We start from the raw sequence: 14,290 nt of genomic DNA, 5'->3' as shown, positions 1-14,290 counted from the left end.
CTAAAAAACTTTCTAAAATCATAAAAAGGTGTAAAATAAAATTAAGACATCAAGAGGAAGGGCTGAAAATATGATTAATAAGGATAGCTTTATTGCGGACACTTTAAAAAGATTAGAAAAGCTTGAAGTAGGAAAGTGTTTAGATATCCGTACTTTTAAGAAAGATAGAAAAGTAGTTATCGAAAAACTTGCAGTAAACTATAATGTTTATGAAGAGGGGTTTGAAAAGCAGTCTTTTATGAATCTAGAAGTACAGGATATGAAGAAATTGTTAAAGACACTGGAAAGAAGAGAATTTCCAAGAAGCAATAAGCTTAGAGTTTATGTAGTAGATGCTAAGGAGGCAGGTCGTGTTACTTATTAAAAATGGTAAAGTATTGACAATGGCAGGGATTACTTATGAAAAGGGATGTATCCTTGTGGAAGATGGAAAAATCAAAGAAATAGGGGAATCTATTGTAGAGACAGAAAATATGGAGATTATTGATGCTAAAGGTGGCTGGGTTATGCCAGGTATTATAGAAGCACATTGCCATATAGGGATTATGGAAGAAGATAAAGGCTTTGAGGGAAATGATACAAATGAAATGACAGACCCAGTTACACCACAGCTTAGAGCCATTGATGCAATTAATCCAATGGATACAGCCTTTAATGATGCAGTAGAAGGTGGTGTAACATCGGTTATGACAGGGCCAGGAAGTGCTAATGTAGTAGGTGGCCAATTTGTCTTTATGAAAACAAAAGGAAAAAGCATAGATGATATGATTGTGAAAGAGCCAGCAGCAATGAAAATTGCTTTTGGAGAAAATCCGAAGCGTGTCTACAGCGGTAAAGGTAAAATGCCAGCTACACGTATGGCTACAGCAGCACTGCTTCGCGAAACGCTTACAAAAGCTGCGCAGTATAAAGAGAAGAAGGAAAAAGCCCTTGCAAAAGGTGAGGACTTTACAGAAGACTTTAAACAAGAGGCATGGCTTCCAGTGCTTAATCAAGAAATTCCACTTAAAGCCCATGCACACCGTAGCGATGATATTCTTACAGCTATCCGTATTGGAAAAGAATTTAATTTACATATGACACTTGACCACTGTAGTGAGGGGCACTTCATTCCAGAGTATGTAGCAGCCTCTTCTTATCCTGCTATTATTGGTCCAACGTTAACACGTAGAAGTAAAATAGAAGTTCAAAACAAAACCTTTAAAACACCAGGAATTGTACATAAGGCAGGTACGCTTGTAGCGCTTACAACAGACCATCCCGTCATTCCAGTGCAATATTTAAGTAAATGTGCCGGACTTGCTGCAAAGGAAGGTTTAGGTATTGAAGAAGGTCTTAAAGCAATTACCATTAATGCTGCAACTATTTGTGGTGTGGCAGACCGTGTGGGAAGCCTTGAAGTAGGTAAGGATGCAGATATTGCTATTTTCTCAGGGAATCCAATGGAAATTTTTACAGATACACTTTATACCATCATTGATGGGCAAATAGTCTATAAGGCTTAATCTACATCCCCCCTTTATTTATGCTATAATGAGTTCAAAGTTATAGTTTATAAATACGGGGGTTATTTTTTATGAATATAAAAGCAAGTAATGTGCAGAAGATTTTAATTGTAGATGATGAACAAGATATACGTCAGATCTTAACGATACTCCTTACGGGAGAAGGCTATGAAGTGGTATGTGCGTGTAATAGCGAGGAGGCTATAAAATTAGTGGATGAGACTATATCACTTATTCTATTAGATGTAAATATGCCAGGAAAATCTGGTTTTGTAGCCTGCTCAGAGATTAGACAAAGATGGCAGGTACCTATTTTATTTTTGACAGCTTATGGACAAGAATCAGATAAAGCTATGGGCTTTTGTGCAGGTGGCGACGACTATATTACAAAGCCTTTCTCAAATACAGAATTGTTACTGAGGGTAAAGGCTCTTCTAAGGCGTTGCTATGTTTATCAACCTATGCCTATTAAAGATAGTCTTATACTAAGTGTTGGAGACTTATACCTAGATGAAGAAACTCAAAAGGTTACAGTAGCGGGAGTAGAAGTTATCCTAACTTCTACGGAGTATAATATTTTACATTTACTTTTAACCCACCGTAAAAAAGTTTTTTCTATGGAGAATATCTATAAGAGTATTTGGGAAGAAGATGGGGCAGTGGTAGGCGATAATGCAGTTATGGTTCATATTAAGAATTTACGTAAGAAAATAGAAAAGGACACAAGGCATCCACGCTATATTAAAACAGCCTGGGGAAAGGGTTACTACATTGACTAAGAAATTAAGTTTAGAAATTATAGGGTATATAATCATCGCTGCAATAGGTGCTATTTTTTCATATGTTTTTATTCATACAGCTGCTTTATCTATGGGAAGTAAGGTATTAATACGTTCGGAAAAGTTTCAGGCCTATATTAAAGAAGGGGCTTTGGAACTTGTGACTCTTTTACAAAGTTCTGAAGGAGAAGAATTTCCTATAGGTAGCTTATTAACATGGAATGTTGAGTATCCAGAACTACAAATTAGTTTGTATAGGGAGGATAAGCTCTATTATACAAGCCCGGATTTGACGGCAAGTCATTATGGTCTGGAAGATTTTTATACTTTTGAAGTCAAGACACCTTATGGGAGGGAAAGTGTAAAGTTATATCCTTGTTATACTAAGCAGTTTGTCATGCAGGTAGGCATTATGAGTAGGATGGCTTCGGGAATGCTTTTTATCTTCTTCGTACTTTTTATGTGCCATTATAAGTTTAAGTATTTGCTTAGAATAAGCGAAATACTTAAACTTATGGAAAGTGGAGACCTAAAAAAGCGTATTCCGCTTGAAGGGGAAGATGAACTGACGCAAGTAGCACGTCATATTAATGCGTTAGCGAGTCGTATTGAACAGGAAATAGAAGAAGAGAAAAGGCTTAGAGCACAGAATATGCAGATGGTTTCTTCCCTTTCTCATGATATTCGAACACCATTAACTGCAGTTATGAGCTATTTGGATTTTTTAGAAAAAGGAGCTTATAGTTCTTCTAGCCAGATGGAAGAGTATATACACATTGCTAGCCAAAAAGCACTTCAGATTAAAGGTGTCACAGATACACTTTTTAGTTATGTAGGTACATCTAAAAGAGAGATGACTAAGAAAAATCAGCTATTTGAAGCACATATTTTGGCAGACCAGATTTTATTAGAAATAGATGATTGGTTAGATAGTTGTGGTTTTAATGTAACTTATGAAAATACTATGACAAAAGGTGATACACTTAGTATAGATGTAGTTTTATTAAGACGTGTACTAGATAATTTTTGTTCTAATATTGAAAAGTATGCAGATAAAATGAAGCCTGTACAAGTCTCCATAAAAAAAGAAAATCAGAAGTTTATTCTAAGTATAACGAACGCTATAAATCTTAAAGGTGTAGAGACAGAGAGTCATGGTATTGGACTTGAAAATTGCAAAGAGATTATAGAAAGTTATAATGGAAGCTGTAAGATTTGGCAAGATAAGTTGCAATTTCAAGTGGTTATGGAGCTTCCTCTACAGAATTCTTTAGAATTATCTATGAAGGATCTACAGAATTAACTTTTATAATAAGCTTATCAATTAAAGGAGGTGCTCCATATGGCACTAGGTATATTAGGGTTATTCTTTATAAGTATTTTATTTATTTCTATTATTACTATAATTACTACACTATTTAGCAAAAATTTAACAGTAATTCATACAGGATTTATTGTAACACTTGTACTTACAGGTATAATTATTTTTCTTACGATAACAAGTTTGCCAACTAACTATATGACAAGTCAATTAGTAGGGTTATTACCAGGCATACCAGCTCTTGCAGCTATTTTAATGAGCTTTCAAAATAAAGAGTATGGCGTGAGTAGGGCAGCTAGAATTGTAGCTTGCATAGGACTTGCAAGTAGTGTATATTGTTTCATTTTTCTTTAAAGAGGCCTAAATAGAAGTAAAGGTAAAAATTTATTTTTACACCTTTACTTCTATTTTTTGTTTATACTTTTGAAATGCTATGCTACAATACACTCAAAATAAATGACATTCAAGGAGGACTAAAAATGCAGTTAGATAGATTGTATATGGATAAGATGTATGGAGGTTGGATTGGTAAAATCATCGGTGTTATTCATGGGGCCAATGTAGAAGGATGGGAGTATCAAAAGATAAAAGATACCTTTGGTGAGATTACAACTTATCCATTTACATATAAAAACTTCTGTGCCGATGATGATATTAATGGGCCGATGCTTTATATAAGAGCACTTCAAGATTTTAATTATAATAAAGCCTTATCATTTGAGGATATGGCACATACTTTGACCAATTATGTAGCAGATGGACATGGATTCTTCTGGTGGGGGGGCTATGGTGTATCTACTGAGCATACAGCATATGAAAACCTTATGAATGGTATACCTGCACCTCGATCAGGATCTATTGCACAAAATGGTGTAACGATGGCAGAACAGATTGGTGGACAGATTTTTGCAGATGGGTGGGGCTTCTTATGTCCAGGAGATGAGAAATTGGCTGCAAGCCTTGCTATGAAAATGGCAAGTGTAACCCATGATGGTAATGGCGTATATGGAGCAGCTTTTGTGGCAGCATGTATTGCTAAGGCTTATGTATGTGATGATATTGAAGAAATTATAAGAACAGGACTTAGCCTCATTCCAGCAGATTGTGAGTATCGAGTTGTTGCTGAAGATGTAATCAGATATGTTAAGGAAAATCCAGCTGATTGGAGAGCTGCTTTCCATTATGTAGAAAAACACTATGGTTATCAGCATTATGAAGGGGTATGCCACATTATTCCTAATGCAGCAGTCATGGTACTTTCTATGATGTATGGCGAAGGAGACTACTCTCGTACGATTAATATTTGTAATATGTGTGGATGGGACACCGACTGTAATGTAGGAAATGTAGGAAGTATTTTAGGTGTTATGAACGGCATATCTGGCATTGATAATAGTTGGCTTCCTCAAATTGGTGATTTTGTATGTGCATCAGGTAGCTTAGGTTACCTCAATATTCAAAACGTGCCTCAAATTGCGACACTTACAGCTAAGACAACACATGAAATGTATGGTATAGAGCCAAATGAAATGTGGCAAGAACTCTTTAGCCATGAGGAAGGCAAATACTTTAACTTTGAGTATCCAAAATCTACTTTTGGTATAAGAGCAGATTTTGCTGGTAAGCCAAATGTAATCCTTACAAATGTAGATGATGAGTGCTATAAAGGGACACGTTCTTTACGTGCTACAGTACCTGTTTTAGGAAATGGAGATAAGTTTAAGCTTTATTATAAAACTTACTATACACCAAGTGATTTTGATGATAGCCGCTATGATCCAGACTTCTCACCTATTGTATTCCCTGGGGATGAAGTAAAAGCTAGAATTAAGGTAAGTGGAAATCAACAAGGGACGGTGAAAGTTGTACCTTATGTACTAGACCGTATGACAGGAAATATTATGGAAAGTGAAATAAGTTTTCTTGTAGATGAGAAAGAATGGAAAGAAGTAAGCTTTAAAATTCCAGAAGCTACGGATATGATTGTAGAAGAGATTGGTTTCTATATCATTTGTGTAAGAGGTAATATGGCTATGCGTCAGTTCTCATTAAGCGTTAACTTAGATGAGATGGAAATCATTAGTCATAGTAACTATGCAATGCATTTAGGTAAGCTGCCAAATGAAAAATGGAATCCAATTCATGAATTACCAGCCCATCTTACATTCTTAAGAGGTATCTTTAGAGTAGAAGAAGACATGCTTATGGCAAGTGGTAGCAGTAAACCTGTTGAAGCTTACACAGGTAATTTACATTGGAGTGATTATAAGCTTGAAGCTACATTAAAACCTTTATTAGGTGACCATCACCATGTGCTTGTAAGAGTACAAGGGGGTAATCGATGTTATGCTGTTGGACTTGCACCAGAAGGTAAACTTGCTCTTTATAAAAAATATGAAGATTATACAACGCTTCATGAAGTAGATTTTGAGTGGCAACATGGTGAGGTATATACATTAGAAATTACTGCAAAAGACAATAAAATCACAGTAAGCGTAGCAGGAAGTGAAGTTCTTACATATGAGGATACAGATAGAACTTATGGACATGGATGTATTGGATTTGGAAATAATCATGCAAGCCGTACAGGATTTATAAGCTATAAATTACAGGAAATAAAATAAGAGTGGATTAGGAAGGCTGTGTGATGCTAAACTTCTAGGCAAATGGGAAGGGAGAAACGAAAGCTATAAAAATAGAGAACCTATACAAAATTATTTTTTGTATAGGTTCTCTATTTTTTGTGTAGAGATGAGTTTAGTGATTAAGTACTTCTTCCAATGATGGAATGGAGGACTGAGCGCCTACGCGGGTCACAGTGATGGAAGCAACTTTATTACCGAAAGTAATGGCTTCATCAATGGTTTTACCCTGTGAAAGGTAAGTAGCAATAGCACCATTAAAGGAATCGCCTGCAGCTGTTGTATCAATAGCATGAGCTGGGAAACCTTTAAAATGAGCAGTACGTTCTTGGTTAACAAGAAGTGCACCACGAGGGCCAAGTGTTGTAATAACATTTTTTACGCCTTTTGCAATAAGAGACTGGCAAGCCTTTTCTATATTTTCAAAAGTATCTGCTTGTATACCAGATAAGGTAGTAAGCTCCGTTTCATTTGGTGTAAGATAGTCAATTTTAGATAAAATATGATCTGGAATAGTATCTGGTGCAGGTGCAGGGTTTAGAATAATAGTTTTGCCTAGACTATGAGCAAGATCTATAGCGTAGTAAAGGGTTTCTTCAGGAATTTCCATCTGGAGTAAGACAATATCGCTATGATGCATGAGGTCCATATGAGCATCGATGGCCGCATGATCTACTTTAGCATTGGCATTAGGAAGAACAACAATAGTATTATCTCCTTCGCTATTCACATAAATGAGTGCTAGACCTGTTTTATTATTTTCAAGCTGAGCAATAGCATCAGTATGCACATGAGCTTTCTTAAGTGTTTGAATTAAAGTTTGACCGTCTTCATCAGTGCCTACAGCACCAAGCATGTAAACATGGCCGCCTAAATTACTTGCAGCAAAAGCTTGATTTGCGCCTTTGCCACCAGGTACAGCAAGTGAAAATTCACCTGTAAGTGTTTCTCCTGCAAGAGGAGTGCGTGGCACCTTAATAATCCAGTCCATATTTAAGCTTCCGATGACAAGAATATTTGATGATTTCATAAGAATCTCCTTAACGTAAACGTTTTCTTTAATTACTTATACTACTGATTAAGGGAATAAATGTCAATAACAATAAAAAAGCTATTAATTTATGGAAAATCGTATAAAGTGAATAAACTTAAAAAAAACGTTCGGATTTAGTTGACGTAAAAAGTTCGGGATGCTAGAATGAAGTAAACGTTATACTAAAACGGTTACTTAAGAGCAATAAAAAGTTTAATATATTACATAATGGAGGACTTGAAATGAAACGTATACTAGCAGCATTATTAGCAGGCACAATGGCAGTAACATCACTTGTGGGTTGTAGTAGTGAAGAAGGTTCTACACCAGTACAAGGAAATCAAGAGGTAAGTACAGAAGATGCATTAAAAGTAGCTCTTTTAATTCCAGGAAATTTAGGAGATAAATCTTTCTACGATGCGGCTAACAACGGTGTTAAAAAGGTAGAGGAAGAACTTGGTGCAGAAGTTAAAGTTGTAGAAATGGGAACAGATCAAACAAAATGGGAACCAACTGTACTTGATTTTTCGGAGCAAGACTGGGATATTATTATATCAGGTTCATGGGATATGACGCCTATCTTTAACGAAATTGGTGAACTTTACCCAGATAAAAAATACATTAACTTTGATACATCAGAGCCAGAAGTAGTAGATAATGTATATTCTATGTTCTATCGTACAAATGAGCTTGCATTCTTAGCTGGTTCACTTGCAGCTATTGAGGCAGAAGAAAAAGGACAAAATACAATTGGTTTCATTGGTGGTATGGATAACCCAGGAATTAATGACTTCTTATTAGGTTATATTGAAGGTGCACAGCACGTTAATAAAGATATTAAAGTCGCAACAGCTTATGCTGGAAGCTTTGTAGATGCTACAAAAGGTAAAGAAGTAGCCATTTCTATGTACAACCAAGGTATCGATATTATCTTCCAAGTAGCAGGTCAAACAGGACTTGGTGTAATCGACGCAGCTAAAGAGTTAGACAAATATGTAATTGGTGTAGACTCTGACCAAGCTTTAGCCTTCATGGAAAGTGATAAAGAAAAAGCAGAACATGTTGTAACATCAGCCATCAAAAAAATCGACGAATCTATTTTAAGAGCAGTTAACATGCATGTAGAAGGTACACTTCCATACGGCAGTCACGAAGTGCTTGGCGTAGCTGAAGGTGGGGTAGGTCTTGCAAAAAATGAGATTTACAAATCACTTGTAAGTGAAGAAAATCAAGCTAGAATTGAGGCTATTGAAGCTCAAATTACAAATGGTGAAGTAGAAGTATCAACTGCTTTTGGTCTTAGCAACGAAGAAATCGCAGCAAGAAGAGATGCAGTTCGTCCATAATTTTTAAATGTATAGGGGTATGGCATTTAGAAAAATGCTACGCCCCTTTTTTAGAAAGGAGCCAGTATGTCTAATTATCTTTTACAAATGAACAATGTTACAAAAGTGTATGACAACGGTGTGGTTGCAAACAAAGGCATTAACTTTTCTTTAAAAGAAGGAGAGATTCATGCACTGGTAGGAGAAAATGGTGCAGGTAAATCTACACTTATGAAAATGCTTTTTGGTATGGAAAAGCCGACGGAAGGAAAAATTCTTTTAAGAGGTAAAGAAATGCATTTTAGCTCTTCAAAGGATGCTATTGCAAGTGGAATTGGAATGGTACATCAGCACTTTATGCTCGTAGAGTCTTTTACTGTAGCACAAAATATTATGCTAGGTATGGAACCTAAAAAAGGGCTTTTTGTAGATGAGAAGAAAGCTATAGAATTTACTAATGCTTTAAGTGAGAAATATAACTTAAAAGTAGATGCTACAGCAAAAGTAAGTGATATTTCAGTAGGAATGAAACAAAAAATTGAGATTTTAAAAGCACTAGCTAGAGGAGCTAAGATCCTTATTTTAGATGAGCCAACAGCAGTTTTAACACCACAAGAAACAGACCTTCTTTTTGAAGAACTTATTAATCTTAAAGAGCAAGGACATACTATTGTTTTTATCTCTCATAAGTTAAGAGAGGTTAAAGCTATTTCTGATCGTATTACTGTTATGAGAGCAGGAAAATGGGAAGGCGTATTTGATACTAATACTGTTTCAGAAATGGAAATTAGTAATAAGATTGTAGGCCGTGATGTGGTTATTAAATATGATAAAAAGCCTATGAAATTAGGACCAGCTAAAATGAAAGTTAAAGGACTTCATTATCAAGGTGAAAGTGAAGTGCCAGTACTTAAAGATATTAACTTCAATGTACGTGGTGGTTGCATTTTAGGTATTGCAGGGGTTGAAGGAAATGGACAAGCAGAACTCATTGAAATCCTTACACGTCAGAAGAATATTGAAGGTGGCAGTGTAGAAATCAATGGTCAAAATATAAAAGATTTAACAGTTAAGAAGTTAAGAGATACAGGTTTTGGCTACATACCAGAGGATCGTTTAAGACAAGGAACGGCTAAAGAAGGTTCTATTAAAGATAATTATGTTTCTAATATTTATGATCATAAGAAATTCTACAAAGGAATTTTCTTTAATCATAAAGAAGCTATTCGTTTAGCAGAAAAAGCTATTGCTGACTATAAAGTAAGATGCTTTGGCTATAGCCAAAAGATTGCGATGCTATCAGGTGGTAATATGCAAAAGGTTGTTGTTGCACGTGAGTGTGATATTAACCCAGAAGTCCTTATTGCAGAACAACCAACACGAGGCGTAGATATTGGGGCGGCACAAATTATTCATGAAAAACTTATTGAATTACGTGATGCAGGATGTGCTGTACTTCTTATGTCAGCTGACCTTAACGAACTTATGGAGCTGTCTGACTCATTACTTGTTATGTACAATGGTGAGATTACAGCTTACTTTGAAGATACAAAAGATGTAACAGAACATGAACTTGGATTATGTATGTTAGGGATTAATAAACATGATCAGACTAGAATCAGGGGGGCTTTAAGTGAATAGAGAACAGAGATTTAACTTCATTCGTACCTTAGTATCTGTATTCATTGCGATTGTACTTGCATTCGGTATGATTCTCCTTATTAGTGATCAGCCGTTAGAAGCGCTTAAAACATTCGTACTTGGACCATTATCTAATAAACGATACATAGGAAATATTATAGAAATGGCAATACCACTTATCTTTTCAGGTCTTGCTATGTCAGTTGTTTTCCAAGCTTCTTTATTTAACCTAGGAAGTGAAGGGATTTTCTACATTAGTGGTGCGGTATCAGCAGCAGTAGCAATCTTTGTACCAATGCCAACTATTTTCCATCAGCTTGTAGTTATTATGGCAGGTGCCATGGTAGGGGCAGTGGTTGCTTTTATTCCAGGTGTGATGAAAGCAAAATGGAATGCAAGTGAACTTGTAACTTCCCTTATGCTTAATAATATTGTATTTGGTATAGGGCTTTATTTCCTTAACTATAAGTTAAGAGATATTAATGCTATGTCAGTTGTATCTTATGAGATGCAAGAATCAGCACTCTTACCACGTATTATTCCAGGAACACGTATTCACTTTGGTCTTATTATTGCTTTAGTGGCAGTAGCAGTTGTTTATATGATTTTATATAAGACTAAGTGGGGCTATGAAATCCGTATGACAGGACTTAATGCTGAGTTTGCGAAATACTCAGGTATTAATACTTTTAAAGTTATTATAATTGCTCACCTTTTATCAGGCATTATTGCTGGTATGGGTGGTGCTATTGAAACAATCGGGATGCATAAAAGATTTGAATGGACGATGCTTCCAGGTTATGGGTTTGATGGTGCACTTGTTGCTATGTTAGCACGTAATAATCCAATTGGTGTTATTGGCGCAGCACTTTTCCTAGCTTATATCAGGGTAGGTGCTGATCTCGTAGCGAGACTTTCAGATGTACCAGCAGAGATGATCGGTATTTTGCAAGGGGTTATCATCCTCTTTATTTCGGCAGAGAGATTTCTTGCACGTTATAAACAAAAAATGATTTTAAAGGAGGCAAAATAAATGAGTGAGATTATGGATTTACTCTTTACATCAGAATTTGCTTACTCCATTATTAGGGTAACAACTCCTATTTTATTTGCAGCCTTAGGGGCAGTTATTGCTAATACAGCAGGGATTGCCAATATTGCTTTAGAGGGGCTCATGCTGATTGCAGCACTTGTAGGGGTTATTGTAAGTGCTTTTACAGGAAGTGCATGGCTTGGCCTTATAGCAGCAGTACTTTCAAGTGTAGCTTTTGCAGGTGTGTTAGCATTCTTTACACTTTACTATAAAACAAATGTAATTCTTGGAGGGATTGCCCTCAACTTATTCGCAAGTGGCGGGACAGTTTTCTTCCTTTATCTTTTTGCAAATGATAAAGGAACTTCAGCAGCTCTTGCAAGTAAAGTATTACCAACTATTCATATTCCAATTTTAAAAGATATTCCTGTCTTAGGTGCTATTTTATCGGGGCATAATATTTTAACTTATATGGCAGCTGTAGCAGTGGTTGTGATTTATCTAATGTTTAAAAAGACAGCTTTTGGTTATCGTTTAAAAGCTGTAGGAGAAAATCCTAATGCTGCAGATTCAGTGGGGATTAACGTTATGCGTACAAAGACTATTGCACTTCTTTTAAGTGGTGCACTTGCAGGTCTTGGTGGTGCCTTTATGTCTATGGGGTATGTATCATGGTTTGCAAGAGATATGGTGGCTGGACGCGGATGGATTGCTATCGCGGCAGAAGCTATGGGGCAAAGTTCAACAATAGGAACAACTATTACGTCCCTTTTATTTGGGGCAGCTGATGCTACAGCCAATGCATTAGGTACAGTAGGTATTCCATCAGAACTTTTACGTATTTTACCATACGTTGTAACGCTACTAGGGCTTTTAGCTTATGCGCTTTCTGAAAATCGTAAAAAGAAAAGAAGATCAAAAGGAGCCTAAAATATGAGAAAAGATTTAATAATAGACTGTGATCCAGGACATGATGATGCAACGGCTATTTTTATGGCTCTTGCACATAGTGATCAATATAACCTGCGTGCTGTAACAACAGTATGTGGAAATAATACTTTAGAAAAGATAACAAAAAATGCACACTATATCTTATCTGTAGTGAAGTCAGAGGTAGAAGTGGCGAAAGGACCAGAAACACCTCTTATTAATGAACCCATTATTTCAGCAGAGTTCCATGGTGATAGTGGGATGGATGGCCCAACTTTAGAAGTTGAGACAACCTCTAAGGATTCTGATAAAAGTGCAGTAGAACTTATGGCAGACATTTTAAGAGATGCTAAAGAGAAAGTAACGATTTTAGCACTTGGGCCGCTTACAAACGTAGCTCTTTTGATTAAAGCTTATCCACAATACTTACACAAAATAGAGAGAATTTCTCTAATGGGTGGAGGAGTCTGTCACGGGAATATTACACCATATGCAGAGTTTAATATTTACGTCGATCCAGAAGCAGCACAAATTGTATTTAGTTCAGGTCTTCCGATTGTAATGTGTGGTCTAGATGTAACAGAACAAGTTGAGATTCTAAAAGAAGATTATGAATATCTTAGAAAGCATAGTGATGCAGGAAGAGTTTTTGCAGAGCTTATGGATTTCTACATTAAAGGTAGCCCTGCTTTTGGAGCAACAGGCTGTGTGATGCATGACCCATGTGCTATGGCCTACCTTATTGATGAAAGCCTCTTTGAAGGTAAACAGGCAAGAGTACATGTAGACTTAGTGGGTGAAACACGAGGTCGTACAGTAGCTGACTATGAAAGTCATGAAGCTAATACATTTGTTATTTTAAAGGCAAAAAGTAATGAAGTAGCCAATGTGATTTTAAAATCTATCGAATCTTTATAAAAATAAAATCCCTAGGAAGTATATACTTCCTAGGGATTTTATTTTAACAATTCATGGATGCTTGAAATATGTAGAATATATGTAGATTTTTATTGTATAATGAATACTATGAGTAAGTAAGAGTGAATGGAGGAGAAGCTGATGAATAAGTCTATTTCTCTTAAAGTAATGAGTTTTAATATGAAGCGCAATTATTTATCTTTTGGTATGAATAAATGGCTATATAGAGCTGTTCGTATTGAAAAAATTATAAAAGAATATAAACCAGATATTATAGGAACACAAGAGCTAACAAGAAAGGCACTTCAAGATATGCAGCGTATGCTTCCAGAATATGATTATGTAGGCATGGGAAGAAATGGTGGCGATAAAGGAGAATATACAGCCATTTTTTATTTAAAGGATAAATTTATTTTAAATGAGGAGCATACATTTTGGCTTTCTAGTACACCAGAGAGGCCAAGTCGTGCTTGGTTCGCAGCATTTCCACGGATTTGTACAACATGTAATTTGTCTTTTAAAGATAATAAGGAGCAAAGGCTAAGCATTTTTAATACGCATCTTGATCATATGAGTTATTGGTCCAGAATCAATAGTCTTAAACTGATTACAAATAAAATTCATGAGCAGTATATGAAGAGTTCTGATTCTATTCTTTTTATGGGGGACTTTAATGCAACACCTACAAGTAGAACATTCCGTAAATGGGATCAAGAAAGAGATGCTGAAAAAAGGATATCTCTTATAAATCTCTATACAGTCAGACAAGATTTAAAAGATGGATCTATAGGCCGAAGTTATCATGGATTTAAGGGAAGCGTACAAGGGAAGCCTATAGATTATATTTTTGTAAGCCCTGACCTAGATATTGAAGAGGTAAAGATATGCCGTGATAGAATCAATGAGCACTTTCCATCTGATCACTATCCTGTTATTGCAAAGTTAGCTTGGCAATATAGGTAATGTGTAAATTTAAAATAAATATAAACTAAAAACACACTAAAAAACTTTATTTTATAAAGGATTTTTAGTGTGTTTTATTGTATAAAGAAAACCCCCGGCTATGCCTGGGGTTCGAAAAAGCTTATAGCTATGAGTATAAATAAAAAACCTCCTTTGAAGAATAAGATTAGGTTCGCCAACCAATCAAATCAAAGGAGGTT

At 35.8% G+C, this 14,290-nt stretch carries 13 protein-coding genes; 12 read left to right on the top strand and 1 reads right to left on the bottom strand.

The features are described from left to right. Window positions 1-70 precede the first annotated feature (70 nt). From H8718_RS14405 to H8718_RS14380, 6 genes are all read left to right on the top strand, one after another. Window positions 71-364 carry a hypothetical protein gene (locus H8718_RS14405; protein WP_177671338.1) on the top strand — a complete coding sequence of 98 codons (294 nt, stop codon included), beginning with the start codon at window positions 71-73 and terminating at the stop codon, window positions 362-364. Continuing rightward, window positions 351-1,505: an amidohydrolase gene (locus H8718_RS14400; protein ID WP_249333420.1), complete on the top strand. Its 1,155-nt coding sequence runs from the start codon at window positions 351-353 to the stop codon at window positions 1,503-1,505. The genes H8718_RS14405 and H8718_RS14400 overlap by 14 nt, the downstream gene beginning before the upstream one ends. Before the next feature lie 71 nt (window positions 1,506-1,576). Beyond that, a complete protein-coding gene (locus tag H8718_RS14395) occupies window positions 1,577-2,284 on the top strand; it encodes a response regulator transcription factor (RefSeq protein WP_177671336.1) in 708 nt (235 codons plus the stop codon). After that, window positions 2,277-3,587, top strand: a complete 1,311-nt coding sequence (locus H8718_RS14390; RefSeq protein ID WP_249333419.1) for a HAMP domain-containing sensor histidine kinase — start codon at window positions 2,277-2,279, stop codon at window positions 3,585-3,587. The genes H8718_RS14395 and H8718_RS14390 overlap by 8 nt, the downstream gene beginning before the upstream one ends. 39 nt (window positions 3,588-3,626) lie before the next feature. Then, a complete protein-coding gene (locus H8718_RS14385) occupies window positions 3,627-3,959 on the top strand; it encodes a hypothetical protein (protein WP_177671334.1) in 333 nt (110 codons plus the stop codon). Window positions 3,960-4,084: 125 nt separating this feature from the next. Further along, window positions 4,085-6,229: an ADP-ribosylglycohydrolase family protein gene (locus H8718_RS14380; protein WP_249333418.1), complete on the top strand. Its 2,145-nt coding sequence runs from the start codon at window positions 4,085-4,087 to the stop codon at window positions 6,227-6,229. A gap of 133 nt (window positions 6,230-6,362) precedes the next feature. On the opposite strand, the gene rbsK is transcribed toward H8718_RS14380, so the two are convergent. After that, entirely contained in the window at window positions 6,363-7,277 is a 915-nt protein-coding gene (gene rbsK / locus H8718_RS14375; protein ID WP_249333417.1) for a ribokinase, read from the bottom strand. A 245-nt stretch (window positions 7,278-7,522) separates the two neighbouring features. On the opposite strand from rbsK, the gene H8718_RS14370 reads away from it, so the two are divergent. From H8718_RS14370 to H8718_RS14345, 6 genes are all read left to right on the top strand, one after another. Further along, window positions 7,523-8,626 (top strand): BMP family ABC transporter substrate-binding protein, encoded by a 1,104-nt coding sequence (locus tag H8718_RS14370; RefSeq protein ID WP_177671331.1) that lies wholly within the window; start codon window positions 7,523-7,525, stop codon window positions 8,624-8,626. A gap of 66 nt (window positions 8,627-8,692) precedes the next feature. Continuing rightward, window positions 8,693-10,246: an ABC transporter ATP-binding protein gene (locus H8718_RS14365; RefSeq protein WP_177671330.1), complete on the top strand. Its 1,554-nt coding sequence runs from the start codon at window positions 8,693-8,695 to the stop codon at window positions 10,244-10,246. Further along, on the top strand, window positions 10,239-11,279 hold the full coding sequence (locus tag H8718_RS14360; protein ID WP_249333416.1) for an ABC transporter permease: 1,041 nt from the start codon (window positions 10,239-10,241) through the stop codon (window positions 11,277-11,279). Before H8718_RS14365 ends, H8718_RS14360 begins: the two co-directional genes overlap by 8 nt. Continuing rightward, on the top strand, window positions 11,280-12,209 hold the full coding sequence (locus H8718_RS14355; RefSeq protein ID WP_177671329.1) for an ABC transporter permease: 930 nt from the start codon (window positions 11,280-11,282) through the stop codon (window positions 12,207-12,209). A gap of 3 nt (window positions 12,210-12,212) precedes the next feature. Continuing rightward, complete coding sequence (locus H8718_RS14350; RefSeq protein ID WP_177671328.1) at window positions 12,213-13,127, top strand: nucleoside hydrolase; 915 nt, start codon at window positions 12,213-12,215, stop codon at window positions 13,125-13,127. A gap of 141 nt (window positions 13,128-13,268) precedes the next feature. Further along, window positions 13,269-14,090, top strand: a complete 822-nt coding sequence (locus H8718_RS14345; RefSeq protein ID WP_249333415.1) for an endonuclease/exonuclease/phosphatase family protein — start codon at window positions 13,269-13,271, stop codon at window positions 14,088-14,090. Window positions 14,091-14,290 lie beyond the last annotated feature (200 nt).

It is taken from the genome of Zhenhengia yiwuensis, assembly GCF_014384995.1.
GTDB classification, from domain to species: Bacteria; Bacillota; Clostridia; order Lachnospirales; family Cellulosilyticaceae; genus Zhenhengia; species Zhenhengia yiwuensis.
This window is presented reverse-complemented; position numbering and strand designations above follow the sequence as displayed.

Excerpts from the sequence above, each read along its gene's own strand:
- H8718_RS14405 (WP_177671338.1), top strand. The coding sequence starts at position 71 with ATGATTAATAAGGATAGCTTTATTGCGGACACTTTAAAAAGATTAGAA.
- H8718_RS14395 (WP_177671336.1), top strand. The coding sequence starts at position 1,577 with ATGAATATAAAAGCAAGTAATGTGCAGAAGATTTTAATTGTAGATGAT.
- H8718_RS14385 (WP_177671334.1), top strand. The coding sequence starts at position 3,627 with ATGGCACTAGGTATATTAGGGTTATTCTTTATAAGTATTTTATTTATT.
- H8718_RS14380 (WP_249333418.1), top strand. The coding sequence starts at position 4,085 with ATGCAGTTAGATAGATTGTATATGGATAAGATGTATGGAGGTTGGATT.
- rbsK (WP_249333417.1), bottom strand. The coding sequence starts at position 7,277 with ATGAAATCATCAAATATTCTTGTCATCGGAAGCTTAAATATGGACTGG.
- H8718_RS14370 (WP_177671331.1), top strand. The coding sequence starts at position 7,523 with ATGAAACGTATACTAGCAGCATTATTAGCAGGCACAATGGCAGTAACA.
- H8718_RS14365 (WP_177671330.1), top strand. The coding sequence starts at position 8,693 with ATGTCTAATTATCTTTTACAAATGAACAATGTTACAAAAGTGTATGAC.
- H8718_RS14355 (WP_177671329.1), top strand. The coding sequence starts at position 11,280 with ATGAGTGAGATTATGGATTTACTCTTTACATCAGAATTTGCTTACTCC.
- H8718_RS14350 (WP_177671328.1), top strand. The coding sequence starts at position 12,213 with ATGAGAAAAGATTTAATAATAGACTGTGATCCAGGACATGATGATGCA.
- H8718_RS14345 (WP_249333415.1), top strand. The coding sequence starts at position 13,269 with ATGAATAAGTCTATTTCTCTTAAAGTAATGAGTTTTAATATGAAGCGC.